The organism is Streptomyces cyanogenus, from assembly GCF_017526105.1.
Taxonomy (GTDB): Bacteria; Actinomycetota; Actinomycetes; order Streptomycetales; family Streptomycetaceae; genus Streptomyces; species Streptomyces cyanogenus.
On record NZ_CP071839.1, the window covers coordinates 4,577,329 to 4,604,071 of the forward strand.

The 26,743-nt window shown below is 73.0% G+C and carries 24 protein-coding genes; 14 read left to right on the forward strand and 10 right to left on the reverse strand.

Annotated elements, in window-relative coordinates:
• Nucleotides 1–105: 105 nt before the first annotated feature.
• Genes S1361_RS20575 through paaA form a run of 5 tightly spaced genes read right to left on the reverse strand, consistent with a single transcriptional unit; the run spans nt 106 to nt 3,707 of the window.
• Nucleotides 106–1,170 (reverse strand): 2Fe-2S iron-sulfur cluster-binding protein, encoded by a 1,065-nt coding sequence (locus tag S1361_RS20575; RefSeq protein WP_208033276.1) that lies wholly within the window; start codon nt 1,168–1,170, stop codon nt 106–108.
• Nucleotides 1,170–1,706: a 1,2-phenylacetyl-CoA epoxidase subunit PaaD gene (gene paaD / locus S1361_RS20580; RefSeq protein ID WP_208033277.1), complete on the reverse strand. Its 537-nt coding sequence runs from the start codon at nt 1,704–1,706 to the stop codon at nt 1,170–1,172. The genes S1361_RS20575 and paaD overlap by 1 nt, the downstream gene beginning before the upstream one ends.
• The gene (gene paaC / locus S1361_RS20585; protein ID WP_208033278.1) at nt 1,700–2,431 is read right to left on the reverse strand and encodes a 1,2-phenylacetyl-CoA epoxidase subunit PaaC; all 732 of its coding nucleotides are present in this window, start codon (nt 2,429–2,431) and stop codon (nt 1,700–1,702) included. Before paaC ends, paaD begins: the two co-directional genes overlap by 7 nt.
• Nucleotides 2,428–2,715, reverse strand: a complete 288-nt coding sequence (gene paaB, locus S1361_RS20590; protein ID WP_014673816.1) for a 1,2-phenylacetyl-CoA epoxidase subunit PaaB — start codon at nt 2,713–2,715, stop codon at nt 2,428–2,430. The genes paaC and paaB overlap by 4 nt, the downstream gene beginning before the upstream one ends.
• Nucleotides 2,712–3,707, reverse strand: a complete 996-nt coding sequence (paaA, locus tag S1361_RS20595) for a 1,2-phenylacetyl-CoA epoxidase subunit PaaA (protein ID WP_208033279.1) — start codon at nt 3,705–3,707, stop codon at nt 2,712–2,714. The genes paaB and paaA overlap by 4 nt, the downstream gene beginning before the upstream one ends.
• Nucleotides 3,708–4,344: 637 nt before the next feature.
• Here paaA and S1361_RS20600 point away from each other — a divergent pair.
• From S1361_RS20600 to S1361_RS20610, 3 genes are read left to right on the forward strand one after another with little or no spacing between them, the layout of a single operon-like run.
• On the forward strand, nt 4,345–5,103 hold the full coding sequence (locus S1361_RS20600; protein WP_208036694.1) for a DUF5819 family protein: 759 nt from the start codon (nt 4,345–4,347) through the stop codon (nt 5,101–5,103).
• Entirely contained in the window at nt 5,100–6,311 is a 1,212-nt protein-coding gene (locus tag S1361_RS20605) for an HTTM domain-containing protein (RefSeq protein WP_208033280.1), read from the forward strand. The genes S1361_RS20600 and S1361_RS20605 overlap by 4 nt, the downstream gene beginning before the upstream one ends.
• Nucleotides 6,308–7,060, forward strand: coding sequence for a TrmH family RNA methyltransferase (locus S1361_RS20610; RefSeq protein WP_208033281.1), 753 nt, complete (start codon nt 6,308–6,310; stop codon nt 7,058–7,060). The genes S1361_RS20605 and S1361_RS20610 overlap by 4 nt, the downstream gene beginning before the upstream one ends.
• On the opposite strand, the gene paaN is transcribed toward S1361_RS20610, so the two are convergent.
• Nucleotides 7,057–8,748 carry a phenylacetic acid degradation protein PaaN gene (paaN, locus tag S1361_RS20615; RefSeq protein WP_208033282.1) on the reverse strand — a complete coding sequence of 564 codons (1,692 nt, stop codon included), beginning with the start codon at nt 8,746–8,748 and terminating at the stop codon, nt 7,057–7,059. The two genes, S1361_RS20610 and paaN, sit on opposite strands and share 4 nt — an antisense overlap.
• 159 nt (nt 8,749–8,907) lie before the next feature.
• Between paaN and S1361_RS20620 the strand changes: the two genes are divergently transcribed.
• A complete protein-coding gene (locus S1361_RS20620; RefSeq protein ID WP_208033283.1) occupies nt 8,908–10,422 on the forward strand; it encodes a 3-hydroxyacyl-CoA dehydrogenase in 1,515 nt (504 codons plus the stop codon).
• Nucleotides 10,419–11,006: a TetR/AcrR family transcriptional regulator gene (locus tag S1361_RS20625; RefSeq protein WP_208033284.1), complete on the forward strand. Its 588-nt coding sequence runs from the start codon at nt 10,419–10,421 to the stop codon at nt 11,004–11,006. Before S1361_RS20620 ends, S1361_RS20625 begins: the two co-directional genes overlap by 4 nt.
• Before the next feature lie 17 nt (nt 11,007–11,023).
• Here the strand turns inward: S1361_RS20625 and S1361_RS20630 are convergent, their stop codons facing one another.
• Nucleotides 11,024–11,524: an Lrp/AsnC family transcriptional regulator gene (locus S1361_RS20630; RefSeq protein ID WP_425086944.1), complete on the reverse strand. Its 501-nt coding sequence runs from the start codon at nt 11,522–11,524 to the stop codon at nt 11,024–11,026.
• A 175-nt stretch (nt 11,525–11,699) separates the two neighbouring features.
• Between S1361_RS20630 and pdhA (S1361_RS20635) the strand changes: the two genes are divergently transcribed.
• The 6 genes from pdhA (S1361_RS20635) (at nt 11,700) to S1361_RS20660 (ending at nt 18,714) form a co-directional block, all read left to right on the forward strand.
• Nucleotides 11,700–12,854, forward strand: coding sequence for a pyruvate dehydrogenase (acetyl-transferring) E1 component subunit alpha (pdhA, locus tag S1361_RS20635; protein WP_208033285.1), 1,155 nt, complete (start codon nt 11,700–11,702; stop codon nt 12,852–12,854).
• Nucleotides 12,851–13,855: an alpha-ketoacid dehydrogenase subunit beta gene (locus S1361_RS20640; protein ID WP_208033286.1), complete on the forward strand. Its 1,005-nt coding sequence runs from the start codon at nt 12,851–12,853 to the stop codon at nt 13,853–13,855. The genes pdhA (S1361_RS20635) and S1361_RS20640 overlap by 4 nt, the downstream gene beginning before the upstream one ends.
• Nucleotides 13,855–15,204 (forward strand): dihydrolipoamide acetyltransferase family protein, encoded by a 1,350-nt coding sequence (locus S1361_RS20645; protein WP_208033287.1) that lies wholly within the window; start codon nt 13,855–13,857, stop codon nt 15,202–15,204. The genes S1361_RS20640 and S1361_RS20645 overlap by 1 nt, the downstream gene beginning before the upstream one ends.
• Nucleotides 15,205–15,304: 100 nt before the next feature.
• Nucleotides 15,305–16,210, forward strand: coding sequence for an NTP transferase domain-containing protein (locus S1361_RS20650; RefSeq protein ID WP_208033288.1), 906 nt, complete (start codon nt 15,305–15,307; stop codon nt 16,208–16,210).
• On the forward strand, nt 16,207–17,595 hold the full coding sequence (locus S1361_RS20655) for a molybdopterin molybdotransferase MoeA (RefSeq protein ID WP_208033289.1): 1,389 nt from the start codon (nt 16,207–16,209) through the stop codon (nt 17,593–17,595). The genes S1361_RS20650 and S1361_RS20655 overlap by 4 nt, the downstream gene beginning before the upstream one ends.
• 138 nt (nt 17,596–17,733) lie before the next feature.
• The gene (locus S1361_RS20660) at nt 17,734–18,714 is read left to right on the forward strand and encodes an NAD(P)H-quinone oxidoreductase (protein WP_208033290.1); all 981 of its coding nucleotides are present in this window, start codon (nt 17,734–17,736) and stop codon (nt 18,712–18,714) included.
• 18 nt (nt 18,715–18,732) lie between these two features.
• On the opposite strand, the gene S1361_RS20665 is transcribed toward S1361_RS20660, so the two are convergent.
• Nucleotides 18,733–19,479 (reverse strand): hypothetical protein, encoded by a 747-nt coding sequence (locus S1361_RS20665; RefSeq protein ID WP_208033291.1) that lies wholly within the window; start codon nt 19,477–19,479, stop codon nt 18,733–18,735.
• A gap of 175 nt (nt 19,480–19,654) precedes the next feature.
• Between S1361_RS20665 and S1361_RS20670 the strand changes: the two genes are divergently transcribed.
• Nucleotides 19,655–20,203: a bacterial proteasome activator family protein gene (locus tag S1361_RS20670; protein ID WP_208033292.1), complete on the forward strand. Its 549-nt coding sequence runs from the start codon at nt 19,655–19,657 to the stop codon at nt 20,201–20,203.
• 94 nt (nt 20,204–20,297) lie between these two features.
• Here S1361_RS20670 and S1361_RS20675 read toward each other — a convergent pair whose 3' ends face one another.
• Nucleotides 20,298–21,944, reverse strand: a complete 1,647-nt coding sequence (locus S1361_RS20675) for a Stk1 family PASTA domain-containing Ser/Thr kinase (RefSeq protein WP_208033293.1) — start codon at nt 21,942–21,944, stop codon at nt 20,298–20,300.
• A gap of 343 nt (nt 21,945–22,287) precedes the next feature.
• Between S1361_RS20675 and S1361_RS20680 the strand changes: the two genes are divergently transcribed.
• Nucleotides 22,288–23,916 (forward strand): protein kinase domain-containing protein, encoded by a 1,629-nt coding sequence (locus S1361_RS20680; protein ID WP_208033294.1) that lies wholly within the window; start codon nt 22,288–22,290, stop codon nt 23,914–23,916.
• A 51-nt stretch (nt 23,917–23,967) separates the two neighbouring features.
• Here the strand turns inward: S1361_RS20680 and S1361_RS20685 are convergent, their stop codons facing one another.
• On the reverse strand, nt 23,968–25,014 hold the full coding sequence (locus S1361_RS20685; protein ID WP_208033295.1) for a phosphotransferase: 1,047 nt from the start codon (nt 25,012–25,014) through the stop codon (nt 23,968–23,970).
• A 489-nt stretch (nt 25,015–25,503) separates the two neighbouring features.
• On the opposite strand from S1361_RS20685, the gene pdhA (S1361_RS20690) reads away from it, so the two are divergent.
• A complete protein-coding gene (pdhA, locus tag S1361_RS20690) occupies nt 25,504–26,742 on the forward strand; it encodes a pyruvate dehydrogenase (acetyl-transferring) E1 component subunit alpha (RefSeq protein ID WP_208033296.1) in 1,239 nt (412 codons plus the stop codon).
• Nucleotide 26,743: the final 1 nt, after the last annotated feature.

A 26,743-nucleotide genomic window follows, 5' to 3' on the forward strand; every position in this document is an offset into this window, starting at 1 on the left:
GGCGGGTCCGGTCATCCGGCAGTGCATCCGCCCGTCCGGATGCGGCTGCGTGGATCTGACGGGGCGTCAAGATAGAACAGGTTCTAGGAGAAGGGAACGGATGCGTCAGCGGTCGAAGTCCAGTTCCACCCTTTCCGTCAGCGGATGCGACTGGCAGGCCAGCACATACCCGGCCTCCGTCTCCTCCGTCTCCAGCGCGAAGTTGCGGTCCATGCGCACCTCACCCTCGACCAGGAAGGCCCGGCAGGTCCCGCACACCCCGCCCTTGCAGGCATAGGGCGCATCGGGCCGGTTGCGCAGCACCGCATCCAGCAGCGACTCGCCCTCGCGCACCGGCCAGGTGCCGCCGCGACCGTCGAGCCGCGCGGTGACGGTGCTGTGCGCGGGCGCCGGGGCCCCGGCCGCCGGGGCCGCCCCCGCGTCCACGTGGAAGATCTCCTCGTGGATCCGGCCACGGGCGACGCCCAGCTCGCGCAGCGCCTGCTCGGCGCCCTGCACCAGCCCGTACGGCCCGCACAGGAACCAGCCGGCCACCCGCTCCACCGGCAGCAGCGCGGGGAGCAGCCCCGTGAGCCGCTCCCGGTCGAGCCGGCCGGACGGCAGCCCCGCCTGCTGTTCCTCCCGGGAGAGCACGGTCACCAGCTGGAGCCGCTCCGGATAGCGGTCCTTCAGATCGGCGACCTCCTCCAGGAACATCGTCGAGGCCGCCGTACGGTCGCTGCGTATCAGGCAGAACCGGGCCTCGGGCTCGCGGGCCAGCAGCGTGGCGACGATGGACAGCACCGGGGTGATGCCGCTGCCGCCGACGATCGCCGCGTACAGGCCCGGCGCCGGTTCCAGCGTGAAGCGGCCCGCCGGGGTCATCACCTCCAGCTCGTCGCCGACGTTGATCTCCTTGAGCGCGTACGTCGAGAAGGCCCCGCCGTCGACCAGCCGCACCCCCACCCGCAGGCTGCTCGGGCCCTCGCCGGCCGGGTCGGGGGCGGGGGAGCAGATCGAGTAGGTGCGCCGGATCTCCGTGCCGTCGACCCGGCGGCGCAGCGCGAGGTGCTGTCCGGGTGCGTGCCGGTACTCCTCGCGCAGTTCGGGCGGCACGGTGAGGGTGAGGGCGACGGAGTCGTCGGTGAGCCGGTCGACCGCGGCCACCGGGAGCGGGTGGAAGCGGGCCATCACAACTCCTTGAAGTGGTCGAACGGTTCACGGCAGGCCAGGCAGCGGCGCAGCGCCTTGCACGCGGTGGAGGAGAACCTGCTCAGCAGCTCGGTGTCGGGCGAGCCGCAGTGCGGGCAGCGGACGGCCTCGGCGGCGGTGTCCGTCTCCCGGGTGCGGGTCGGGCCCAGGGCCAGCGGCACCGGGCCGCCGTCGTGGCGCACGCGCGGGGGAGCGATGCCGAACTCCCGGAGTTTCTCGCGCCCTTCGGGGGTGATGTCGTCCGTCGACCAGGCGGGGGAGAGCACCGTGCGGACGGTGACCTCGCGCATGCCGTGGGCGCGCAGCACCCGCTCGATGTCCACACTCATCGCTTCGAGGGCCGGGCAGCCGGTGTAGGTCGGGGTCAGGTCGACCTCCACCGCGTCGGTGCCCTGGAGGTGCACCGCGCGGAGCACACCCAGCTCCCGCAGGGTGAGCACGGGCAGTTCGGGGTCGGGGACCGCGCCGGCCAGCTCCAGCAGCTCGGCCTCCAGGGCGGTGGTGGCGGTCACCATGACGCCCCCGGGTGGCTGCGGTGCAGGTGCTGCATCTCGGCGAGCATCCGGCCGAACGGCTCGGTGTGCAGGCCCTGCCGGCCGGCGCCCGCCGACCAGGCGCCGGTGCGCGGGCCCTCGGGGAGGGGGAGGCCGGCCCGGCCGAGCACGTCGGTGACGGACTCCAGCCAGTTCTCCTCCATGCGGGCCCAGTCGGCGTCGAGGCCCTCCACCGGCTGGAACATCTCCCCGGTGAACCGCCACAGCGCGTCGCAGGCCCGCCGCATGCGCTCGTGGCTGGTCTCCGTGCCGTCGCCGAGCCGCAGCGTCCACTGCTCGGCGTGGTCGCGGTGGTAGGCGACCTCCTTCACCGCCTTCGCGGCCAGCGGGGCGAACGGGCCGTCGGCGACGGCGAGTTCGGCGTAGAGGAGCTGTTGGTACGTGGAGAAGTACAGCTGGCGGGCGATGGTGTGGGCGAAGTCGCCGTTCGGCTGCTCGACCAGCTGGAGGTTGCGGAAGGCGCGCTCCTCCCGCAGGTAGGCCAGTTCGTCCTCGTCGCCGGCCAGGGACAGCAGCACCCGGGCCTGGCCGAGCAGGTCCAGGGCGATGTTGGCGAGGGCGACCTCCTCCTCCAGGACGGGCGCGTGCCCGGCCCACTCCCCCAGGCGGTGGGAGAGCACCAGGGCGTCGTCGCCCAGGGCGAGCGCGGCGGTCACCGGGACGGTGGCGGGGCCGGTGGCGGTCACAGGTGCTTCACCCCTTCCGGGATCTCGTAGAAGGTCGGGTGCCGGTAGGGCTTGTCGGCGGCCGGCTCGAAGAACGGGTCCTTCTCGTCCGGCGAGGACGCGGTGATCGCGGCGGCCGGGACGACCCAGATCGAGACGCCCTCGCCGCGCCGGGTGTACAGGTCGCGGGCGTTGCGCAGGGCCAGCTCGGCGTCGGGCGCGTGCAGGCTGCCGGCGTGGGTGTGGGAGAGGCCGCGCCGGGAGCGCACGAAGACCTCCCACAGGGGCCAGTCGGTGGTGCTCATGCTCGCGTCGCTCCCGTCTCACCGGTGTCGCCGGCGTGCTTGGCCGCGTAGGCCGCGGCTGCTTCCCGTACCCAGGCGCCCTCCTCGTGGGCGCGCCTGCGCTGGGTGATCCGCTGCTCGTTGCAGGGGCCGTTGCCCTTGAGGACCTCCCAGAACTCGGTCCAGTCGATCGGGCCGAAGTCGTAGTGCCCCCGCTCCTCGTTCCACCGCAGCTCCGGGTCGGGCAGGGTGAGGCCCAGGGACTCGGCCTGCGGGACGCAGATGTCCACGAAGCGCTGACGCAGCTCGTCGTTGGAGTGGCGCTTGATCTTCCACTCCATCGACTGCGCGGAGTGCTGGGACTCGTCGTCGGGCGGGCCGAACATCATCAGCGACGGCCACCACCAGCGGTCCACCGCGTCCTGGGCCATGGCGTGCTGCTCCGGGGTGCCCTTGCTGAGGGCCAGCAGCAGCTCGTACCCCTGGCGCTGATGGAAGGACTCCTCCTTGCAGATCCGCACCATCGCCCGGGCGTAGGGGCCGTAGGAGCAGCGGCACAGCGGGACCTGGTTGGTGATCGCGGCGCCGTCCACCAGCCAGCCGATCGCGCCGACGTCGGCCCAGGTCAGGGTGGGGTAGTTGAAGATCGAGGAGTACTTCTGGCGGCCGGCGTGCAGCTTGTCGAGCAGTTCGTCGCGGCCGGTGCCGAGGGTCTCGGCCGCGCTGTAGAGATAGAGACCGTGGCCGGCCTCGTCCTGGACCTTGGCCATCAGGATCGCCTTGCGGCGCAGCGAGGGCGCGCGGGTGATCCAGTTGGCCTCCGGCTGCATGCCGATGATCTCGGAGTGCGCGTGCTGGGCGATCTGCCGGACCAGGGTCGCGCGGTAGGCGTCGGGCATCCAGTCGCGCGGTTCGATGCGCTCGTCGGCGGCCACGGCCGCGTCGAAGGCGCGCTGGTAGGCCGCCGTGTCGACGGTGTCCGGTGCCGTGCGTTGCGCGGCTGCTGTGGCCATGCGGTCCCCCTGACCTCGGGCTCTGCGGTGAACTCTGTCCCAGCGATGCGTCCCGACCGATCGTTCGGTCCGTGCGTAGTCCATGGTGTGCCGGGCGCCGTGGGGTGTCAACCGCTGTGGAAAACTGCGCGCACCGCCTGTGGACAACCCGCCGGAGGGGCGGTGGGGTGGGGCGCGGCATCGAGGGCATGCCCGCTCGTCGCGAGGCGCCGGACCGAGGTCATGCCGCTGGTCGTGAGGCGCCGGACCCAGGTCATGTCGCTGGTCGTGAGGCGCCGGACCGAGGTCATGCCCGGCGCCGGACCGAAGGCGAGCCGCTCGTCGCCAGGCCCCGGCGCGGCGTAGGAAGGCGCCGGACGAGGGCTCGTGGGACGCCCCGCGAAACCCCCGCGACACGCAGTCCGTGGCGAGGGCCACCGTGATCGGCCCGTACCCGGGGCTGCGCCCGGTGCCCGGGGCTGAGTACCGTTCCGTGCGGGCGCCGAGACGTGGCGCTCGTGCCGCATGCGGCGCCTGTGACGGTGCCGCACCACCGGACTGCCCGCCCGGCCGTACCGCCGAGCCGGACGGCCGGGCCGCAGGATACCGAGCAGGACACCGAGCTGACCGCATGAGCCGAAACGGGGGACAGGACGGAATGGACGCGTACGACGAGGATCCGCGGGGCCCACAGGGCCCGGACGGGCCGACCGGGACGCGTCTCCCGGAAGAACCCCCGCAGTCGCCCCCGCCACCCGCACCCGAGCCCCGCAGCGGCGTCGCCGCGCTCTCCCCCCGGTACCAGGTCGCTGCCGCGCTGGCGCTCGCGGTGGTCGCCGTGGCCGCCTGTGTGCACCTGCTGATGGTGTTCCTCAGCCTCGCCCCCGCGAACACGGTGACGAAGCAGCACGGCAAGGCGATAGAGGAGTGGGTGTACCCGGAGTTCGAGCAGAACTGGAAGCTGTTCGCCCCGAACCCGTTGCAGCAGAACATCGCCGTACAGGTCCGCGCGGAGGTCCGGATGCGGGACGGCGCGCTGCGTACCACCGGCTGGACCGACCTGTCCGCCCAGGACGGCGCGGCCATCGACGGCAACCCGGCGCCCAGCCACACCCAGCAGAACGAACTGCGCCGGGCCTGGGACTTCTTCGCCGCCACGCACGGCACCGACAACCGTCCCGTCGGCATGCGCGGCTCCCTGTCCGAGCAGTACCTGCGGCGGATCGTGGTGATGCGCCTGTACCGGGACGATCCGACGAGCCGGGAGGGCGTCATCCAGCGCGTGCAGATCCGTTCCAGCACCACCAATGTGCAGCCGCCGCCGTGGAGCCGTGAGCGGGTGTCCGACAAGCCCGCCTACCGCCTGCTGCCCTGGTGGTCCCTGACGTCCGACGAGGCCGCGGGAGGCGTGCGGTGAACCGTCTCTCCCTGATGCTGTCGCGTGGTGTCGCCCGGGTCACCGAGGCGGCCCTCGGCCCGTACCAGAGCGCCTTGGTCCGGATCGGCTTCGCCGGGACCTGGCTGCTGTTCCTGCTGCGCGAGTTCCCGCACCGCCAGGAGCTGTACGGCCCCTCCGGGCCCTGGGGCTGGAACCTCGCCAAGCAGCTGACCGCCGACAACCACGCCTTCACGGCGCTGCTGTGGTCCGACGGGCAGCTCTGGTTCGAGTGCTGCTACGCGCTGGCCATCCTCGCGAGCGCGGCCCTGCTGCTCGGCTGGCGTACCCGGACCGCGTCCGTGCTGTTCATGGTGGGCGTGCTGTCGCTGCAGAACCGCAGTGTGTTCATCGGCGACGGCGGCGACAACGTGCTGCACCTGATGGCCTTCTACCTGGTGTTCACGCGCTGCGGACAGGTGTGGTCCCTCGACGCGCGGCGCGCGGCCCACGGCGAGGCGGCACGCGCGCGCGGGGAGCGGGTGCCCGCCGACCGGGTGGGACCGGTGCTGTGGGTCGTGCTGGGTCTCGCGCTCGGCACGGCGACGCTGACCGGCAGGTTCGACAACGGCTGGCTGATCCCGGCGCTGCTGTGGACGGCCTGGGCCGGGCTCGGCCTGTGGTGGGCCGTCGGCCGACGGGAGGCCTGGGAGCAGCCGCGGATCCTGCTGGACGTCGTCGCCAACGTGCTGCACAACGGAGCCCTGGCCGTGATCATGGCGGAGGCCTGCCTGATCTACGCCACGGCCGGCTGGTACAAGATCCAGGGCTCGCGCTGGCAGGACGGCACCGCTGTCTACTACCCGCTCCACCTGGACTACTTCTCGCCCTGGCCCGGCCTGGCCGACCTGATGTCGTCCAGCGGCACGATCATGATGATCGTGGCCTACGGGACGGTCATGGTGCAGATCGCCTTCCCGTTCACGCTGCTCAACCGGCGGGCCAAGAACGTCCTGCTGGTGCTGATGATGACCGAGCACGCGGTGATCGCGGTCGTCCTCGGCCTGCCGTTCTTCTCGCTGGCGATGATCACCGCGGACGCGGTGTTCCTGCCGACGGCCTTCCTGCGCCGGCTGGACGACGTGGCCGGACGCGCGCGGGGGCGGATCGTCCGGCGGATCGGCCGTACGGTCCCGGCCCCGCGCTCCCCCGAGGAGAACACGGCGGACCGCGTAGGGTTCACCGCATGAGCGACCCGCTGAGCCGCTGGCGCGAGCACGCGGACACCGCCGTGCTGCTCGACGGCTTCCACGCGCTGAAGCACGCGCTGCGCTTCGGCGCCGAGGTGCCGGTCGCGGTCACCACCGACCGGAAGGCCGCGCTCGCCCTCGCCGGGGAACTGGCCGGGGACGTCCGCGACCTGCTGGACACCCTTCTGACGGAGGTGTCCGAGCCGGCGTACGCCTCGCTCGTGCCGCGCCCCCATCCGACCGGCGTGGCCGCCCTCGCGCTACGGCCGTCCCGCGAGGCCAACCTGCGGGCGCTCGCCCGTACGCCCCGCACCGCGCCCGTCGTGGTCCTGGACCACCCCCGCAACCTCGGCAACGCGGGCGCCGTGATCCGGCTGGCCGCCGGTTTCGGGGCGACCGGTGTGGTCACCACCGGCACCCTCGACCCCTGGCATCCCACGGTGCTCCGGGGCGGCGCGGGCCTGCACTTCGCGACCGCCGTGGAGCGGCTCGGCGTCGACGAGCTGCCCGCCGGCCCGCTGTTCGCCCTCGACCCGGAGGGTGAGGACATCCGCGGGACCAAGCTGCCCGACGACGCCGTGCTGGCCTTCGGCTCGGAACGCACCGGCCTGTCACCGGAACTGCGCGCCCGAGCCGACCATCTGCTGCGCCTCCCGATGCGGCCCCAGGTCTCCAGCTACAACCTCGCCACCAGCGTGGCGATGACGCTGTACCACTGGAGCGCGACCGGCGCCGCCTTCCCGGCCTAGGCCTCCCGGCGGACCTCGACCACCCGGAAGCGGTTCGCCACGAAGGCGGCGTCGCACAGGGCCGCGTTGGCCGCCGGGTTGCCGCCCGAGCCGTGGAAGTCGGAGAAGGCGGCCGTCTGGTTCACGTACACCCCGCCGGTCAGGTTGAGCGACAGCTGGGCGGCCTCCTCCAGGCACACCTCCTGGATCGCCTCCTCGGTCTCGGCGTCCGTGGTGTACGCGCCGACCGTCATCGCGCCCTTCTCCCGGACGGTGCGGCGCAGCAGCTCCACCGCGTCCGTCACCGAGTCGACCGCGACGGCGAAGGAGACGGGGCCGAAGCACTCGCTCATGTACGCGGCCTCGTCGTCCGGCTTGGCGCCGTCCAGCTTGACGATGACGGGCGTGCGGACCACCGCGCCCGGGAACTCCGGATTGGCGATCTCACGGGAGGCGAGGGCGACCTCGCCGAGGCCCGCCGCGGCCTCCAGACGGGCCTTGACGTCCGGGTTGACGATGGCGCCGAGCAGGGCGTTCGCGCGCGCGTCGTCGCCGAGCAGGCCGTCGACCGCGCGGGCGAGGTCGGCGGTGACCTCGTCGAAGGTCTTGGGGCCCTGGTCGGTGGCGATGCCGTCGCGGGGGATGAGCAGGTTCTGCGGGGTGGTGCACATCTGGCCGCTGTACAGGGACAGCGAGAACGCCAGGTTGGACAGCATGCCCTGGTAGTCGTCCGTGGAGTGCACGATCACCGTGTTGACGCCGGCCTTCTCCGTGTAGACCTGCGCCTGGCGGGCGTTGGCCTCCAGCCAGTCGCCGAAGGACGTGGACCCGGTGTAGTCGATGATCCTGATCTCGGGGCGGGTGGCGAGGGTCTTGGCGATGCCCTCGCCGGGGCGCTCGGTGGCCAGCGCGACCAGGTTCGGGTCGAACCCCGCCCCGGCCAGCACGTCCCGGGCGACCTGGACGGTCAGCGCGAGCGGCAGCACCGCGCGCGGGTGCGGCTTGACCAGGACCGCGTTGCCGGTGGCCAGGGAGGCGAACAGGCCCGGGTAGCCGTTCCAGGTCGGGAAGGTGTTGCAGCCGATGACCAGGGCGGTCCCGCGCGGGACCGGTGTGAAGGCCTTGGTCAGCGCCAGCGGGTCGCGCTTGCCCTGCGGCTTGGTCCACTCGGCCGTGCCGGGGGTGCGGACCTGTTCCGCGTACGCGTACGCCACCGCCTCCAGACCGCGGTCCTGGGCGTGCGGGCCGCCGGCCTGGAACGCCATCATGAACGCCTGGCCGCTGGTGTGCATGACGGCGTGCGCGAACTCGTGCGTCCGGTCGCTGATCCGCTTGAGGATCTCCACACAGACCACCGCGCGGACCTCGGGCCCGGCGTCCCGCCAGGCCCGCTGCCCGGCCCGCATGGCCGGCAGCAGCACGTCGAGGTCCGCGTGCGGGTACGTCACGCCCAGCTCGATGCCGTACGGCGAGACCTCGCCGCCCACCCAGTCGTCCGTGCCGGGCTGGCCCAGGTCCAGGCGGGTGCCCAGCAGGGCGTCGAAGGCGGCCTTGCCCGCCGCCGCGTCCAGGCTGCCGTCCGCGCCGTACGCCTTGGGGTGCTCGGGGTGCGGGGACCAGTACGCGCGGGTGCGGATCGCTTCCAGGGCCTGGTCGAGCGTGGGCCGGTGCTTCTCGATCAGCTCGTGGGCGGTCAGTTCGGCGGCCATGCGGGACCAACTCCTCGTCTGGAGAACTCTTCGTCGAGTTCGGGACCTGGCAGAAAGAGCAGCGGGATGGGACGGTCAGAGCTAGAGTAACCGAACGATCGGTCGGTTCAAGGGGGTCCGCCGCATCTGTGGAAAACCCCGTGCGGGAGGATCGCGCACATGACAGCACTCGACCTCAGCAGCCCCGTGGCCGTCGTCGGCACCGGCACCATGGGCCAGGGAATCGCCCAGGTCGCGCTGGTCGCCGGCCACCCCGTACGGCTGTACGACGCCGTGCCCGGGCGGGCCCGGGACGCGGCCGAAGCGATCGGTGCCCGGCTCGACCGGCTGGTGGAGAAGGACCGGCTCACCGGCGCCGACCGGGACGCGGCCCGCGCCCGCCTGAAGCCCGCGGACAGCCTCGCGGAGCTGGCCGACTGCGCCCTGGTCGTGGAGGCGGTCCTGGAGCGGCTGGACGTCAAACAGCAGCTCTTCGGCGAGCTGGAGGAGATCGTCGCCGACGACTGCCTGCTCGCCACCAACACCTCCTCGCTGTCGGTGACGGCGATCGGCGGCGCGCTGCGCCGTCCGGGCCGCTTCGTCGGCCTGCACTTCTTCAACCCGGCGCCGCTGCTGCCGCTGGTGGAGGTGGTCTCCGGTTTCGCCACCGACGTCACGTCGGCCACGCGCGCGTACGAGACCGCCCGCGCCTGGGGCAAGACCCCGGTGGCCTGCGCGGACACCCCCGGGTTCATCGTCAACCGCATCGCCCGGCCGTTCTACGCCGAGGCGTTCGCCGTCCACGAGTCCCAGGCGGCCGACCCGGCCACCATCGACGCGGTCCTGCGCGAGTCGGGCGGCTTCAGGATGGGCGCCTTCGAGCTGACCGACCTGATCGGCCAGGACGTCAACGAGTCCGTCACCCACTCGGTGTGGCAGTCCTTCTTCCAGGACGTGCGGTTCACCCCCTCCCTGGCCCAGCGCCGGCTGGTGGAGTCGGGCCGGCTCGGCCGCAAGAGCGGGCGCGGCTGGTACGACTACGCCGAGGGCGCCGAGCGGCCGGAGCCGCACACCGCCGACCAGGAGAAGCCGCCCGCCCACGTCGTCGCCGAGGGCGGCCTGGGACCGGCAGCCGAACTGCTCACACTGATCCGGGACGCGGGCATCCAGGTTCGCCAGGAGGACGAGAACCACGGCACCCGCCTGGTGCTGCCCGGCGGTGGCAACCTGGTGCTCGCCGACGGGCAGACCTCCACGGAGTTCGGGGACGTGGTCTACTTCGACCTCGCCCTGGACTACCGCACGGCCACCCGGATCGCCCTGTCCGCCTCCCAGGACACCTCACCGCGGACCCTCGCCGAGGCCACCGGGCTCTTCCAGGCGCTCGGCAAGAAGGTCAGCGTCATCGGTGACGTCCCGGGCATGATCGTCGCGCGCACCGTCGCCCGGATCATCGACCTCGCCTACGACGCCGTCGCCAAGGGTGTGGCCACCGAGGAGGACATCGACACGGCGATGCGCCTGGGGGTCAACTACCCGCTCGGCCCCTTCGAATGGGACCGCAGGCTCGGCCGCGACTTCGCCTTCGACGTCCTGGACGAGATGCACGAGCGCGACCCTTCCGGACGCTACGCGCCCTCCCTCGCGCTCTACCGTCACGCCTATGCCGACGACCGGCGGGAGGGCACGCAATGACCACGCCCCGACGGGACACCTACACCCCCGAGACGCTGCTCTCCGTCGCCGTGCGCGTCTTCAACGAACGCGGCTACGACGGCACCTCCATGGAGCACCTGTCCAGGGCGGCCGGCATCTCCAAGTCGTCGATCTACCACCACGTCAGCGGCAAGGAGGAGCTGCTCCGGCGAGCCGTCAGCCGCGCCCTGGACGGGCTGTTCGCCATCCTGGACGAGGAGCACGCGCGCGCGGGGCGGCCCGCCGACCGGCTGGAGCACGTGGTGCGCCGCATGGTCGAGGTGCTCATAGCCGAGCTGCCCTACGTGACGCTGTTGCTGCGCGTGCGGGGCAACACCGAGACCGAGCGGTGGGCGCTGGAGCGGCGCCGCGACTTCGACCACCGGGTCGCCGAACTGCTGAAGGCGGCGGCGGCCGACGGGGACGTACGCGGCGACGTGGAGGTCCGGCTGGCCACCCGGCTGGTCTTCGGGATGATCAACTCCATCGTGGAGTGGTACCGGCCGGACGTGCGGGGCGCGAGCGACCGGGAGGTGGCCGAGGCCGTGGTCCGGCTGGTCTTCTCGGGCCTGCGCCACGGCTGACCCCGGCCGCCTGGCCCTCAGGTCTCCGGCTCCAGGTCCTCCTCCTCGAACACCAGCAGCGTACGGGTGCTGAGCACCTCGGGGATCGCCTGGAGCCGGGTGAGCACCAGCTCGCGCAGCGCCCTGTTGTCGGGCGTGTGCACCAGCAGCAGCACGTCGAAGTCGCCGCCCACCAGTGCGATGTGGGAGGCGCCGGGCAGCTGCCTGAGCTGCTCGCGGACCGTGCGCCAGCTGTTCTGGACGATCTTCAGCGTGATGTACGCAGACGTGCCGTGACCGGCCCGTTCGTGGTCCACGCGCGCGCTGAAGCCCCGGATCACCCCGTCCTCGACGAGCCGGTTGATGCGCGCGTAGGCGTTGGCGCGCGAGACGTGGACGCGCTCGGCGACCGACCGTATCGAGGCGCGGCCGTCCGCCTGGAGGATCCGCAGGATGTCCTGATCGATGGCGTCCAGCGGGCGCGGCGGCGGAAGCACGACGCCGTCCTGCGGCCCGTCGGCCATTTGTTCAGGTCCCATGTCCCCCTGCTTCCTCGCCGTGGACGCCCTGCGTTCATTCCAGGCTGTGGAGAACCGTTTGTCCACAGCCTTGAGGTGCCTGTAGCCAAAATGTGCCGGCGACCGAACAATCGGTTGGTGAGGCGGGTCACAGCCGACACGCCTCCCGTAGCCGCTCCCACGAGGAGGTGCCGTCATGACGGTTCTGGAGCAGCGGGGCGCGTACCGGCCATCGCCGCCGCCCGCCTGGCAGCCCCGTATGGACCCCGCGCCGCTGCTGCCCGACGCCGAGCCCTACCGCGTCCTCGGGACCGAGGCGGCCGGCAAGGCCGACCCCGGCCTGCTGCGCCGGCTGTACGCCCAGCTGGTGCGCGGCCGCCGCTACAACACGCAGGCCACCGCCCTGACCAAGCAGGGCAGGCTCGCCGTCTACCCGTCCAGCACCGGCCAGGAGGCCTGTGAGGTCGCCGCCGCCCTGGCCCTGGAGGAGCGCGACTGGCTCTTCCCCAGCTACCGCGACACGCTCGCCGTCGTCGCCCGGGGCGTGGACCCCGCCGAGGCGCTCACCCTGCTGCGCGGCGACTGGCACAGCGGCTACGACCCCTACGCCCACCGGGTGGCCCCGCTCAGCACCCCGCTCGCCACCCAGCTGCCGCACGCGGTCGGCCTCGCCCACGCCGCCCGCCTCAAGGGCGACGACGTGGTCACGCTCGCCATGGTCGGCGACGGCGGCACCAGCGAGGGTGACTTCCACGAGGCGCTGAACTTCGCCGCCGTCTGGCAGGCGCCGGTCGTCTTCCTGGTGCAGAACAACGGCTTCGCCATCTCCGTCCCGCTCGCCAAGCAGACCGCCGCGCCCTCCCTGGCCCACAAGGCCGTCGGGTACGGCATGCCCGGCCGGCTGGTCGACGGCAACGACGCCGTGGCCGTGCACGAGGTCCTGAGCGACGCCGTACGGCACGCGCGCGCGGGCGGCGGGCCGACCCTGGTGGAGGCGGTGACGTACCGCATCGACGCCCACACCAACGCCGACGACGCCACCCGCTACCGCGAGGACGCCGAGGTCGCCGCCTGGCGCGCCCACGACCCGGTCCAGCTGCTGGAACGCGAACTCACCACCCGAGGACTGCTCGACGAGGCCGGGATCGAGGCCGCCCGGCAGGACGCCGAGACGATGGCCGCCGAACTGCGGGACCGCATGAACCAGGACCCCGAACTCGACCCCATGGACCTCTTCGACCACGTCTACGCCGAGACCACGGCGCAGCTGCGCGAACAGCGGGCCCTGCTGCGGGCCGAGCTGGAGGCCGAGCAGGAGCAGCACGGCGAGCAGGAAGGCGGCGCCCGATGACCACCGTCGCCGTCAAGCCCGCCACCATGGCGCAGGCCCTCACGCGCGCGATGCGCGACGCGATGGCCGCCGATCCCACTGTGCACGTCATGGGTGAGGACGTCGGCACCCTCGGCGGGGTCTTCCGCGTCACCGACGGCCTCGCCAAGGAGTTCGGCGAGGACCGCTGCACCGACACTCCGCTCGCCGAGGCCGGCATCCTCGGCACCGCCGTCGGCATGGCCATGTACGGCCTGCGGCCGGTGGTGGAGATGCAGTTCGACGCCTTCGCCTACCCGGCGTTCGAGCAGCTGATCAGCCATGTCTCCCGGATGCGCAACCGCACGCGGGGCCGGATGCCCCTGCCGATCACCGTCCGCGTCCCCTACGGCGGCGGCATCGGCGGCGTCGAGCACCACAGCGACTCCTCCGAGGCCTACTACATGGCGACGCCGGGTCTGCACGTCGTCACCCCGGCCACCGTCGCCGACGCCTACGGACTGCTGCGCCAGGCCATCGCCTCGGACGACCCGGTCGTCTTCCTCGAACCCAAGCGGCTGTACTGGTCGAAGGACACCTGGAACCCCGAGCAGCCGACGGACGTCGAGCCCATCGGCCGCGCGGTGGTGCGCCGGCCCGGCAGCACCGCCACGCTCATCACCTACGGCCCCTCGCTGCCGGTCTGCCTGGAAGCCGCCGAGGCCGCCCGGGCCGAGGGCTGGGACCTGGAGGTCGTCGACCTGCGCTCCCTCGTGCCGTTCGACGACGAGACGGTCTGCGCGGCCGTCCGGCGCACCGGCCGCGCCGTCGTCGTCCACGAGTCCACCGGCTTCGGCGGGCCGGGCGGCGAGATCGCGGCCCGCATCACCGAGCGCTGCTTCCACCACCTGGAGGCGCCGGTGCTGCGCGTGGCCGGCTTCGACATCCCGTACCCGCCGCCCATGCTGGAGCGGCACCACCTGCCCGGCGTCGACCGCATCCTGGACGCCGTGGCCCGGCTGCAGTGGGAGGCCGAGGGCTGATGGCTCAGGTGCTGGAGTTCAAGCTGCCCGACCTCGGCGAGGGGCTCACCGAGGCGGAGATCGTCCGCTGGCTGGTCAAGGTCGGCGACGTGGTCGCCGTCGACCAGCCGGTGGTCGAGGTGGAGACGGCCAAGGCGATGGTCGAGGTGCCCTGCCCCTACGGCGGCGTGGTCACCGCACGCTTCGGCGAGGAGGGCACCGAACTGCCCGTCGGCGCCCCGCTGCTGACGGTCGCCGTCGGCGAACCGGCGGCTGAGCCGGAGGGCTCCGGCAACGTCCTGGTGGGCTACGGCACCCAGGCCCCGGCGGCCCGCAGGCGGAGGGTACGGACAGGCACGGCCGGCGTCGACGGGCAGGCGCTGCGGCCCGGGACCGCTCCGGTGGCACCCCCCGCGCCCGTCTCCACGCCCGTGCCCGCGCCCGCCTCCGTGCCGGCGCCGGTGCCCGCGCCCGCCGAGGGACCGGTCCCCGTGATCTCCCCGCTCGTGCGCAAGCTCGCCCGGGACAACGGCGTCGACCTGCGGCAGCTGGCCGGCTCCGGGCCGGACGGACTCATCCTGCGCGCCGACGTCGAGAACGCGCTGCGGGCGCAGGCCGCGAAGACGAGCACGGCCGAGGAACCGGCGGTACAGACCCCTGCGCCGGCACCCCGGGCCGGGGCCGGTGTGCGGATCCCGCTCAAGGGTGTCCGCGGTGCGGTCGCCGACAAGCTCTCCCGCAGCCGCCGGGAGATCCCGGACGCCACCTGCTGGGTCGACGCCGACGCGACGGAACTGATGCGCGCGCGGACGGCGATGAACGCGGCCGGCGGCCCGAAGATCTCCCTGCTCGCGCTGCTCGCCCGTGTCTGCACGGCCGCCCTGGCCCGGTTCCCCGAGCTGAACTCCTACGTCGACACCGAGGCCCGCGAGGTCGTCCGGCTCGACCACGTCCACCTCGGGTTCGCCGCCCAGACCGAACGCGGCCTCGTCGTGCCGGTCGTCCGGGACGCCCACGCGCGCGACGCCGAGTCCCTGACCGCCGAGTTCGCCCGGCTCACCGAGGCCGCCCGCGCGGGCACGCTCACGCCAGGGGAACTCACGGGCGGCACCTTCACGCTGAACAACTACGGCGTCTTCGGCGTCGACGGCTCCACCCCGATCATCAACCACCCCGAGGCGGCCATGCTCGGCGTCGGCCGCATCGTGCCCAAGCCGTGGGTGCACGAGGGCGAGCTGGCCGTCCGCCAGGTCGTCCAGCTCTCGCTCACCTTCGACCACCGGGTGTGCGACGGTGGCACGGCGGGCGGCTTCCTGCGCTACGTGGCGGACTGCGTGGAACAGCCGGCGGTGCTGCTGCGCACTCTGTGAAGCACCCTGGCGACGACCGGCGCCCGCTGCGAGATCATCGTGCGCACCGTGTGACCTACGCCAGGTCCGGAAGGAGAACGGGGCAGGACATACTCGGGGGGTGACCGACAACGCCCCCGCCGGGCCCGCCGAGCCGTACGACGCCGTCGTGCTGGCCGGCGGTGCCGCCCGCCGGCTCGGCGGGGCCGACAAGCCCGCCGTCCGGGTCGGGGGCCGCACGCTGCTCGACCGGGTGCTCGCGGCCTGCGCGGACGCCCGGACGACCGTCGTCGTGGCCGCGCCCCGGCCCACCGCCCGCCCGGTGCGCTGGGCGCGCGAGGAGCCGCCCGGTGGCGGACCGGTCGCCGCGCTGGAGGCCGGCCTGCGCCTCACCGCGGCCGCGTACACCGTCGTCCTCTCCGCCGACCTGCCCTTCCTCGAAGAGTCCACGCTGTCGCGCCTGCTGACCGTCCTTCGGGACACCGGTGCGGACGGTGTGCTGCTCACCGACGCCGACGGCCGCGACCAGCCGCTCGTGGCCGCCTACCGCACCGCCGCCCTGCGCCGCGAGCTGGCCGCCCTCGCCACCGCGCACGGCGGTCTCACCGGGCTGCCCCTGCGCCGGCTGACGGGTGCCCTCCGCCTCACCCGCGTCCCGGACCCGCTCGCGTCCTTCGACTGCGACACCTGGGACGACATCGCCGACGCCAGGGCACGGATCAGGGAGCATGGGCACGTGTTGGATGAATGGATCTCCGCAGTCAAGGACGAGCTGGGCATCGACCTGGACGTCGACACCGGCGTCCTGCTCGACCTGGCCCGGGACGCCGCACACGGTGTGGCCCGCCCCGCGGCCCCGCTGACCACCTTCCTCGTCGGCTATGCCGCGGCCCAGGGCGAGGGCGGCCCCGAGGCCGTCGCCGAGGCCGCCCGCAGGGCCGCCGCGCTGGCGCTGCGCTGGGCGGAGGAGAGCGACGGGGGCACGGACGGGAGCAGCGGGGGCCCGAGCGCCCCGGACGCCGGATGACCGCCCCCGGCATCCGGGCCGAGGCGCCCGCCGAAGACACCGACGACCTCGATGTCGAGGAGGCGCTGGCGCTGGTGAGGGATGCCCACAAGGAGACCCGGGACGACGGCCCGCACGACGGCAGCACGGGACGGACGTCCGACCGGGCCGCCCGGAAGCCCGGCGAGCGGCCCGCCGAACGGCACCGGGCCACCCCCTGGCCCCGGGCCCGCGAGATCGCTGCCCGCGCCGCGCGCTCCCGTGCCCGGCGGGCCCCCGTCTCCGTGCCGCTCGGCGAGGCCCTCGGACTGGCCCTGGCCGCGCCGCTCGACGCGCTCACCGACCTGCCCTCCTTCGACACCTCCGCGATGGACGGCTGGGCTGTCGCCGGACCCGGCCCCTGGCAGGTGCGGGAGGAGGGCGTGCTCGCCGGGCACGCGCAGCCGGAGCCGCTCACCGACGGTGAGGCGGTCCGTATCGCCACCGGCGCCCGTATCCCCACCGACACCACCGCCGTGCTGCGCACCGAGCACGGCCGGATCGACGCCCAGGGCCGTCTGCACACCACCCGGGAGATGCACCACGGCCAGGACATCCGCCCCCGCGGCCAGGAGTGCCGCAGCGGGGACCAGTTGCTGCCCGTCGGCACCCTGGTCACCCCCGCCGTCCTGGGCCTGGCCGCGGCGGCCGGCTACGACACGGTCACCGTCGTGCCCCGGCCCCGCGCCGAAGTCCTGATCCTGGGCGACGAGTTGCTGACCGAGGGGCTGCCGCACGACGGGCTGATCAGGGATGCCCTCGGCCCCATGCTGCCGCCGTGGCTGCGCGCGCTCGGCGCCGACGTCATCGCCGTACACCGGATCGGCGACGACGCCCGGGCGCTCCACAAGGCCGTCACCCGCTCCGCGGCCGACCTCATCATCACCACGGGCGGCACCGCGTCCGGACCGGTCGACCACGTCCACCCGGTCCTGGACCGCGTCGGCGCGGATCTCCTCGTCGACGGCGTCAAGGTGCGCCCCGGCCACCCCATGCTGCTGGCCCGGACCAAGGACCACCAGCACCTCGTAGGCCTGCCCGGCAACCCGCTGGCGGCCGTCTCCGGGCTGCTCACCCTCGCCGAACCGCTGCTGCGGACCCTCGCCGCCCACCCCGCGCCCGAGCCGTACACCCTGCCGCTCCGGGACGCGGCGCAGGGACACCCGCACGACACCCGGCTCATCCCCGTGGTGCTGCGCGGCGACCATGCGGTGCCGCTGCACTACAACGGCCCGGCCATGCTCCGGGGCATCGCCGCCGCCGACGCGCTGGCCGTCGTACCCCCGGGAGGGGCCCGGCAGGGCGAGGAGACGGAGCTGCTGGACCTGCCGTGGGCGACCGCCGGGATCGGGGTGTGTTTCACGTGAAACGTCCGTGCCATGGGGCCATCGCCCGCCGGGCGGGCGAACATCCCGTCGTCCGCGCCGCCCCCGGCGCCCAGGTCACCCTCGACACCCACCCCCTGCCCGGCGGGTGAGCCGCCCTCCGGGAGTAGCGTCACCGGCATGCATGCGATCACGATTCCCGAACCTGGTGATCCCGAGGCGCTGGTGTGGGACGAGGTCCCCGATCCGGTGCCCGGCGAGGGCGAGGTGCTGGTCGAGGTGGTGGCCAGCGCCGTCAACCGCGCCGACATCCTGCAGCGTCAGGGCTTCTACGATCCGCCGCCCGGCGCCTCCCCCTACCCCGGCCTGGAGTGCTCCGGCAGGATCGCCGCGCTCGGCCCCGGCGTCTCCGGCTGGGCCGTCGGCGACCCGGTGTGCGCACTGCTCGCGGGCGGCGGCTACGCCGAGAAGGTCGCCGTACCGGCCGGGCAGCTGCTGCCCGTGCCCGAGGGCGTCGACCTGACCCGGGCTGCGGCACTGCCCGAGGTCGTCTCCACCGTCTGGTCCAACGTGTTCATGGTCGCCCACCTGCGCCCCGGCGAGACGCTGCTGGTGCACGGCGGTTCCAGCGGGATCGGCACCATGGCGATCCAGCTGGCCAAGGCCGTCGGCGCCAAGGTCGCGGTGACCGCCGGCACCAAGGAGAAGCTGGACCGCTGCGCCGAGCTGGGCGCGGACGTGCTCATCAACTACCGCGAGCAGGACTTCGTCGCCGAGATCCGGCAGGCCACCGGCGGCGCAGGAGCCGACGTCATCCTCGACAACATGGGCGCCAAGTACCTGGACCGCAACGTCCAGGCCCTCGCCGTCAACGGACGTCTCGCGATCATCGGCATGCAGGGCGGGGTGAAGGCCGAGCTGAACATCGGCACGCTGCTCGCCAAGCGTGCCGCGATCAGCGCGACCTCGCTGCGCGCCCGGCCGCTGGACGAGAAGGCGGCCATCGTCGCCGCCGTACGCGAGCACGTGTGGCCCCTGCTCGCCGCCGGGCACGTCCGCCCGGTCGTGGACCGCGAGGTGCCGATGCCGGAGGCGGCCGAGGCGCACCGGCTGGTGGAGGAGAGCGGCCACATCGGCAAGGTGCTGCTGGTCGTGCCGTAGCGGCGGGGGCGGTGCCGGTCAGTTCCGGCGCAGTCGCAGACCCAGCAGGGCCAGGCCCAGCCCCAGTCCGATGAGGACCAGGCCGCTGCCCAGCGGCAGGAGTCGCAGGACCGGCTCGGTGGCGGCCTCGCCCTGCGGGGCCGCCTGCCGGACGGGCTGCTCCGGGCGCCCGGCCGGGGCGGAACCGGCCTCCTGCGGAGACGAGGAGGCGCTCGGTATCTGTGCCGTCTCCGCCTGCTCGGGTTCCGCCTGCTCCTCCTGGTCTTCCGGCTGCGCGACGGGGGTGGCGAGCGGAGGGTCGTCGTCGCCCTCCACCTCGGTCGCGGGCCCGTCCGGCCGGCCCGGCCGCATCCGCCCCTCACCGGCCCGGCTGCCCGCCCGGGACGGTTCGACGGAGGCGAGCCGGCGATAGGGATGGACGGACGCCGAGGCGGAGTCGGACGGCCGGGGGACGGCGGCGGGCGCGTCCTGGTGCGCGGAGGGAACCGGGCCGGCATGCGCCCCGGCCGGGCCGTCGCGGCCCGGCGGTCCCTGCTCCGGGTGGCCGCGGTCGTCAGTGCTGTGCCGCGCGGCCGCGGCCTCGCGGGCGGTGTCCTCCGCGGACCGCAGCTCCTCGCGGTGCCCCGTGACGGAGAGGCGGACGGAGGCGGCGCGGACGGGCGTACCGCCGTACGCGACGGCGGTGCCGTACGCCGGCAGTGCCGCCGCCGTGAGGACGACCAGCGGCCGGAGCCGGCGGAGCGTGCATCGCAGGCGTGGAGTCACGTCGGTGACCTCCCGGAGCCCAGGTTGTCGTGACCTATGGAAAACCGACGGGAACAAGCCTCACATTCCATGGTTGAAAGGGCATTCCGGATTGCTCCGTCGGGTCTAAACGGTGGATCAGTCCCATGAGGGGGCAGGACGGTGATGAGGTGTTGGCGTGCGAGAGAATGGCGGCATGGAGATGCCGAGGAACGAACGGTCGCTGGAGAATCCCCAGATCCTCGTCGTGGGCCAGGACGGGATGGCGCTCGGCGGCGGCGGTGGCGGGGACGAGGACTCCCGTGAGACCCCGGTGACGGAGCAGGTGGAACAGCCGGCCAAGGTCATGCGGATCGGCAGCATGATCAAGCAGCTGCTGGAGGAGGTGCGCGCCGCTCCCCTCGACGAGGCCAGCCGGGTACGGCTGAAGGAGATCCACGCCAGCTCGGTGAAGGAGCTGGAGGACGGTCTGGCCCCCGAGCTGGTCGAGGAACTGGAGCGACTCTCCCTGCCGTTCACCGACGACGCCACCCCGAGCGACGCGGAACTGCGGATCGCACAGGCACAGTTGGTCGGGTGGCTGGAGGGCCTCTTCCACGGGATCCAGACCACGCTGTTCGCCCAGCAGATGGCCGCGCGGGCCCAGTTGGAGCAGATGCGTCGCGCGCTCCCGCCGGGCATGACCGGCCACGAGGGCGGCGACGACCACCACACGGGCGGTCGCTCGGGCGGGCCGTACCTGTAAGCCACCGGCCGACGACACACGGAGGGCCCGGCGGATCACCGCCGGGCCCGACTCGTTCCCGGTCCACCGGCCCGGGGCTGCGCCCCGGTGCGGGTCACTGCGGTGGGTTGCCCGTGGACACGCTCAGTTCGATGTCCAGGTCGTCCGGGTCGACGTCGGTGTCCTGGGCGGGGAACTGGTTCAGGACGGTGCCGTCGCCCCAGGTGTTGTCGTCCTGGTGCTTGATGTCCCACTTCCAGCCCGCGGCCTGCAGACACGCCTTCACGGAGTCGATGTCCTTGTAGCGGAAGTCGGGCAGCTCGATCTTCTTCGGGTCCTTCCACGACTCCTGCGGATCGGTGCACTTGCTCGTGTCGATCCGCCGGCTGGGGTCCGGTGGGCGGTAGCCCGCCCGGTGGGACGCGGAGGCCGAGGCGCTCGCTTTGCCGCTGTCGGCCTTGGCGTCCTCTCCGGTGTTCTTCACCACCAGCGCGACGATCACCCCGACGGCCACGACGGCCGCCACCGCGACCGAACCGATGACCACCGGCCGCTTCTTCCGGCCGCCGGCCGGTCCGGCCGGCGGCCCCGCGGCCTGCGGCGCCATCGTGTACGGCGGCGGGGTCGGCGCGCCGGCCTGCGGGCCGTAGCCCACCGGAGGCGTCTGGTAGCCGCCCTGCTGCGGGTAGCCGTAGGCCGCGGGCGCCGGGTGGCCGTACGGGTTCGGAGCCGGAGTGGGGGCCGGCGCCGGCTGGTACGGCGTCTGGACCTGCCCGTGCGGCGCCGGGGTCGCACGGTCGACCGGCGGGAACACCGCGGAACCGACGCCCGAGCCGCTCTGCGTCGGACCGGTGCCCGGCACGATGCTCGGCGGGGCCGCCTGGAAGGAGGCCGCGACGCGCAGGCACTCGGCGCGCATGGACTCGGCGGTCGGGAAGCGCTCGTTCGGGTTCTTCTTCAGCGCACGGGCGACCAGCGCGTCCACCGCGGGCGGCAGCGCACGGTTGACCGAGGAGGGCGCCACCGGCTCCTCCTGCACGTGCGCGTACGCGATCGCCAGCGGCGAGTCCGCGTCGAACGGCAGCCGCCCGGTCACCAGCTGGAACAGCATGATGCCGACCGAGTACAGGTCGGAACGGGCGTCCACCCCGCGACCGAGGGCCTGCTCGGGCGAGAGGTACTGCGGGGTGCCGACGACCATGCCGGTCTGGGTCATGGAGGTGACGCCGGACTGCATGGCGCGGGCGATGCCGAAGTCCATCACCTTGACCACGCCGCGCTTGGTCACCATCACGTTGCCCGGCTTGATGTCGCGGTGGACCAGCCCCATCTCGTGGCTGATCTCCAGGGCAGCGAGCACGTCGGCGGTGACCTTCAGCGCCTTGTCGGCGGGCATCGCGCCGAACTGCCGGATGTCCTCCTCCAGGACCGAGCCCAGCGGCCGGCCCTCGACGTACTCCATGACGATGTACGGCATCGCCACGCCGTTCAGGTCGTCCTCGCCCGTGTCGAAGACGGAGACGATGTTGGTGTGCGTGAGCTTGGCCACGGCCTGCGCCTCACGGCGGAAGCGCTCGCGGAAGGCCTGCTCCCGGCCGAGCTCGGTGTGGAGCGTCTTGATGGCGACCTGGCGGTCCAGCACCGCGTCGTACGCCAGGTGGACCGAGGCCATGCCGCCCTCGCCCAGCAAGTCGCGCAGCTGGTAGCGGCCCCCGGCCAGGGCCTGCCCCGCGTACCGGCCCTGTGCGCCGTCCTGGCTCATCTCTCCGCGTCCCCCACCGGCCGCCCGGCACCGTCAGCCGGCGAACAGGCCTTGATCGAATGTGTCATTCCCGGCCAAGTCTGCCCCAGGGCACCGACACGTCAAGCGCGGTGCCCGTTCCGTGACCGTACGCGCCGGAAGCGTCGCGCAAGCGTTACAGGGGCCGTACGACGGGCGCACAGAATTTGCACGACAGCGCGTGCTAGAGGTTTCATGACCGGTCTGTCTCGGGTCGGTTCCGGTTCCCGTTCCGAGCCGGTGGCCCCCGCGGAGGCTGTAGCGTGGCCGACGGAGACCGTAACAACACCGCGCGCACCGCGGGCAGAAACGACGGCGAGGACTGATGGCACAGACGCAGCGCTCTCAGGGCCCGTCCGACCCCGAGGCGACTGGCGGCGGCATGTCAGACGCGCCGGAGATGTGGGGCAACGGAGGGCTCGTCGGCGACGGCCGGTACCGGCTCACGCACCGGCTGGGCCGGGGCGGCATGGCCGAGGTGTTCGCGGCCGAGGACGTCCGCCTGGGCCGCACGGTCGCGGTCAAGCTGCTGCGCGCGGACCTGGCCGAGGACCCCGTCTCCAAGGCCCGTTTCACCCGCGAGGCACAGTCGGTCGCCGGCCTCAACCACCACGCGATCGTCGCCGTGTACGACTCCGGCGAGGACGTCGTGGGCGGTCAGTCCGTGCCGTACATCGTCATGGAGCTGGTCGAGGGCCGCACCATCCGCGACCTGCTGATGAACGCCGAGGCGCCGGGCCCCGAGCAGGCACTGATCATCGTCTCCGGTGTGCTGGAGGCGCTCGCCTACTCGCATCAGCATGGCATCGTGCACCGTGACATCAAGCCGGCGAATGTCATCATCACCCACAGCGGCGCCGTCAAGGTGATGGACTTCGGCATCGCCCGCGCCCTGCACGGCGCGTCCACGACGATGACGCAGACCGGCATGGTCATGGGCACCCCGCAGTACCTCTCCCCGGAGCAGGCGCTCGGCAAGGCCGTCGACCACCGCTCCGACCTGTACGCGACCGGCTGCCTGCTGTACGAACTCCTCTCCCTGCGGCCCCCGTTCACCGGCGAGACCCCGCTGTCGGTGGTCTACCAGCACGTCCAGGACATCCCGACGCCGCCCTCGGAGGTCTCCGAGGGCTGCCCGCCGGAGCTGGACGGCCTGGTCATGCGCTCCCTCGCCAAGGACCCCGACGACCGGTTCCAGACGGCCGAGGAGATGCGCGGCCTGGTCCAGTACGGTCTGCAGATGCTCTACGACCAGGGCGGCCACACCGGCACCTGGAACACCGGCCCGGTGGAGACGCACGACGGCCGGCACACCCCGGCGGCCGGCTTCGCCGGTACGAGCGTCATGCCGCACCCCGGGGACGGCGGCGGTACCACGCAGATCCCCCAGCCGATCCTGCCGACGGGCTACGGCAGCGGTGACGACGGCGGTTTCGAGGGGAGCGGCAACAAGGGCAGCGGCCGCGGGAAGCTGTGGATCCTCGCCGTGCTCGCGGTCATCGCGATCGCGGCGGGCGTCGCGCTGGCGGTGAACGGCGCGAACGACCACAAGGGCGGCAACGGGAAGGACACCAAGCCGACGGCGACGCACTCCAAGAACACGAAGGAGAAGTCACCGTCCCCGACGCCGTCCGACGACAGCACGGACGAGCCCTCGGACCCCTCCACGGAGAACGGCACGGGCACGGGCACCGGCTCCGGCTGGCCGCCGGCCTCCACGCCGTCGTACAGCCAGCCGCAGTCGGCCAGTTCGACACCGAGCAGCGAGCCGTCGACCCCGGAGAGCACGCCGTCGGAGCCCACGGACCCGGCGAACGGCGGTACGGACGCGGGCACCGCCGACGGCGGCACGGACGCCGGTACCGCCGACGGCGGTACGGACGCGGGCACCGGAGACGCCGGCAGCACCGTGGGCACCACCACCGACGGCAGCACCGGCGAGACCACCGGTTGAAGCGGACCTGCGGGAACCGGACCGGCGTCACCCTGAGGTGACGCCGGCCGCTCACCGCACGAACGCGTCGCACACCGCGTCGTACTCGCGCGTCCACCACACGGCCAGCGCCGACGCGGCCGGGAACTGCCGGTCCGCGCGCGTGTCGCCGCGCTCGTAGTGCCAGCGCAGCATCCAGAAGTCGTTCAGCCGCTCCCACCACACCCGGTGCACGGCCGCCGCCAGCTCCGAGGGCGTGGCGCCGGCCGCGCGCCGGTACGCGCGCGCGTAGGCACGTACTTTCGGCAGGTCCAGCGTCCCGCCGGGCCGTACGAAGAAGATGACGGCGGCGCGTACCGCCTCCTCCGCGCGCGGCTGCACGCCGAGCCGGTCCCAGTCCACGATGGCCGCGGGGGCGTCGTCGTCCTTGTAGAGCAGGTTGAACGGGTGGAAGTCGCCGTGCACCCAGCCGACCGAGGCGCCGCGCGGCGGGCGCCGGTCCGTGTGCTGTTCCAGGAGCGCGCGGCGCTCCAGCAGCCGGTGCCGGGCGAGTTCGTCGAAGGCGTCGGCGGGCCGGTGCCGGCGCACATGGGCGAGCAGGTCGTCGATGAGCGCGAAGGTGTCGGCCGGGTCGGCGCTCTCCACGGGATGCGGGCCGGTCGCGGGCCGGGTGCGCCCCTTGGGGGGCATCACCCGCTCCAGGCAGGCGTGTACGGCGCCCAGGAGCGCCCCCAGGCGTGCGCTCTCCCCGCGGGTGAGCTGGCCGCCGTCGCGGTGCCTGCCGTCGATCCAGGGGTGCAGGGCGTAGGCGTGGCCGCCGATGACGGCGACCGTGCGGCCCTCGCGGTGCGCGAGCGGCGGGGCGACCGGGACGCCGAGGTCGGCGAGGCGCTGGGTGGCCCGGTGCCGGCGTTCGATGGCGGCCGGGTCGGCGGTGTCCGGGTCGAAGTGGTGCTTGAGGAAGTAGCGGCCGCGGGTGGTGCACAGCCGGTAGCCGCGGTTGAGGAGACCCTGGTCGACCGGCTCACAGGTGAGGGCGGTCCCCGCGGCGTACAGGCGGAGCAGGGCGCCCAGAGGGGGCGCATGGGGGACGGGGGGTGGTACACATGAGCGCGGCACGCGCCAGATGGTAGGGCACGTGCAGCCCCTGTGAGCTGGGGCTTGTCACAGGCAGTCGCCGACGGTCGCTTTCGGTCACCCGGGGGCTCTTCCGTCTGTGTGCTGGCCGTGTCCGACGGCCCCGGGGGCATCGATCGGAAATACCCTGACTTTTCCTTCTTCGCGTACGCGGTACGTCTCACATGAAACTCTTCCCGTGACCTGGGTGCGCGGGATAACGTGCGGGTGCTTCGGACTGGCGCAAGGCTGTGACCAGCGCGCTTTCACACCACCTCGATTTACTTGGAAATCCAAGCAAAATCGCAGGTCAAACGGGGTTTCACAGAAATGTGGGGCACTGGGTAACGTGATGGTTGCAGGGCGCTCGCCGGGGCACCTGTCACGCCTGTTCCCGGCCGAGTGGCACCCACCCCGTGCCCGGTGGTCGAAACAGGTGAGCCGCACTGGCCTACCGGCAACCCCGGGGGCCGGAACGACGGAGGAGCACACGTGACCGTGGAGAGCAGTGCCGCGCGCAAGCCGCGACGCAGCGCCGCAGGCAAGGCCGGCACCACCGGCAGCAAGACCGGCACGACGGCCGGCACGACCGGAGCCACCGGCACCGAGCGCACCACCCGCACCACCCGCAGCACCGCCAAGAAGAGCACCGACCCGGAACTCGTGCAGCTCCTGACGCCGGAGGGCAAGCGGGTCAAGAACGCCGAGTACGACCCCTTCGTCGCCGGCATCACCCCCGAAGACCTCCGCGGCCTGTACCGCGACATGGTGCTCACCCGCCGCTTCGACGCCGAGGCCACCGCTCTGCAGCGCCAGGGCGAGCTGGGCCTGTGGGCCTCCCTGCTGGGCCAGGAGGCCGCCCAGATCGGCTCCGGCCGGGCCACCCGCGAGGACGACTACGTCTTCCCGACCTACCGCGAGCACGGCGTCGCCTGGTGCCGCGGGGTCGACCCGGCCAACCTGCTCGGCATGTTCCGCGGCGTGAACAACGGCGGCTGGGACCCGAACAGCAACAACTTCCACCTGTACACGATCGTCATCGGCTCCCAGACGCTGCACGCCACCGGCTACGCGATGGGCGTCGCCAAGGACGGCGCGGACTCGGCGGTCATCGCCTACTTCGGCGACGGTGCCTCCAGCCAGGGCGACGTCGCCGAATCGTTCACCTTCGCCGCGGTCTACAACGCCCCGGTGGTGTTCTTCTGCCAGAACAACCAGTGGGCGATCTCCGAGCCGACCGAGCGCCAGACCCGCGTCCCGCTCTACCAGCGCGCGCAGGGCTACGGCTTCCCGGGCGTCCGGGTCGACGGCAACGACGTGCTGGCCTGCCTCGCGGTCACCAAGTGGGCGCTGGAGCGCGCCCGCAACGGCGAGGGCCCCACCCTGGTGGAGGCGTTCACCTACCGCATGGGCGCCCACACCACCTCCGACGACCCCACCCGTTACCGGGGCGACGAGGAGCGGCTGGCCTGGGAGGCGAAGGACCCGATCCTGCGCCTTCGCCGCTATCTGGAGGCCTCGAACCACGCGGACGAGGGATTCTTCGCGGAACTCGAGAGCGAGTCCGAGGCGTTGGGCAGACGAGTGCGCGAAGCGGTCCGCGCCATGCCCGACCCGGACCACTTCGCCATCTTCGAGAACGCGTACGCGGACGGGCACGCGCTCGTCGACGAGGAGCGCGCCCAGTTCGCCGCCTACCAGGCGTCGTTCGCCGATGAAGGGGGTCACTGAG

What these genes read in the sequence shown, in the direction of transcription:
- S1361_RS20575 (WP_208033276.1), bottom strand. Translation starts at nt 1,170, where the DNA reads ATGGCCCGCTTCCACCCGCTCCCGGTGGCCGCGGTCGACCGGCTCACC.
- paaD (WP_208033277.1), bottom strand. Translation starts at nt 1,706, where the DNA reads ATGGTGACCGCCACCACCGCCCTGGAGGCCGAGCTGCTGGAGCTGGCC.
- paaB (WP_014673816.1), bottom strand. Translation starts at nt 2,715, where the DNA reads ATGAGCACCACCGACTGGCCCCTGTGGGAGGTCTTCGTGCGCTCCCGG.
- paaA (WP_208033279.1), bottom strand. Translation starts at nt 3,707, where the DNA reads ATGGCCACAGCAGCCGCGCAACGCACGGCACCGGACACCGTCGACACG.
- S1361_RS20600 (WP_208036694.1), top strand. Translation starts at nt 4,345, where the DNA reads ATGGACGCGTACGACGAGGATCCGCGGGGCCCACAGGGCCCGGACGGG.
- S1361_RS20610 (WP_208033281.1), top strand. Translation starts at nt 6,308, where the DNA reads ATGAGCGACCCGCTGAGCCGCTGGCGCGAGCACGCGGACACCGCCGTG.
- paaN (WP_208033282.1), bottom strand. Translation starts at nt 8,748, where the DNA reads ATGGCCGCCGAACTGACCGCCCACGAGCTGATCGAGAAGCACCGGCCC.
- S1361_RS20620 (WP_208033283.1), top strand. Translation starts at nt 8,908, where the DNA reads ATGACAGCACTCGACCTCAGCAGCCCCGTGGCCGTCGTCGGCACCGGC.
- S1361_RS20625 (WP_208033284.1), top strand. Translation starts at nt 10,419, where the DNA reads ATGACCACGCCCCGACGGGACACCTACACCCCCGAGACGCTGCTCTCC.
- S1361_RS20630 (WP_425086944.1), bottom strand. Translation starts at nt 11,524, where the DNA reads ATGGGACCTGAACAAATGGCCGACGGGCCGCAGGACGGCGTCGTGCTT.
- pdhA (WP_208033285.1), top strand. Translation starts at nt 11,700, where the DNA reads ATGACGGTTCTGGAGCAGCGGGGCGCGTACCGGCCATCGCCGCCGCCC.
- S1361_RS20640 (WP_208033286.1), top strand. Translation starts at nt 12,851, where the DNA reads ATGACCACCGTCGCCGTCAAGCCCGCCACCATGGCGCAGGCCCTCACG.
- S1361_RS20645 (WP_208033287.1), top strand. Translation starts at nt 13,855, where the DNA reads ATGGCTCAGGTGCTGGAGTTCAAGCTGCCCGACCTCGGCGAGGGGCTC.
- S1361_RS20655 (WP_208033289.1), top strand. Translation starts at nt 16,207, where the DNA reads ATGACCGCCCCCGGCATCCGGGCCGAGGCGCCCGCCGAAGACACCGAC.
- S1361_RS20660 (WP_208033290.1), top strand. Translation starts at nt 17,734, where the DNA reads ATGCATGCGATCACGATTCCCGAACCTGGTGATCCCGAGGCGCTGGTG.
- S1361_RS20670 (WP_208033292.1), top strand. Translation starts at nt 19,655, where the DNA reads ATGGAGATGCCGAGGAACGAACGGTCGCTGGAGAATCCCCAGATCCTC.
- S1361_RS20675 (WP_208033293.1), bottom strand. Translation starts at nt 21,944, where the DNA reads ATGAGCCAGGACGGCGCACAGGGCCGGTACGCGGGGCAGGCCCTGGCC.
- S1361_RS20680 (WP_208033294.1), top strand. Translation starts at nt 22,288, where the DNA reads ATGGCACAGACGCAGCGCTCTCAGGGCCCGTCCGACCCCGAGGCGACT.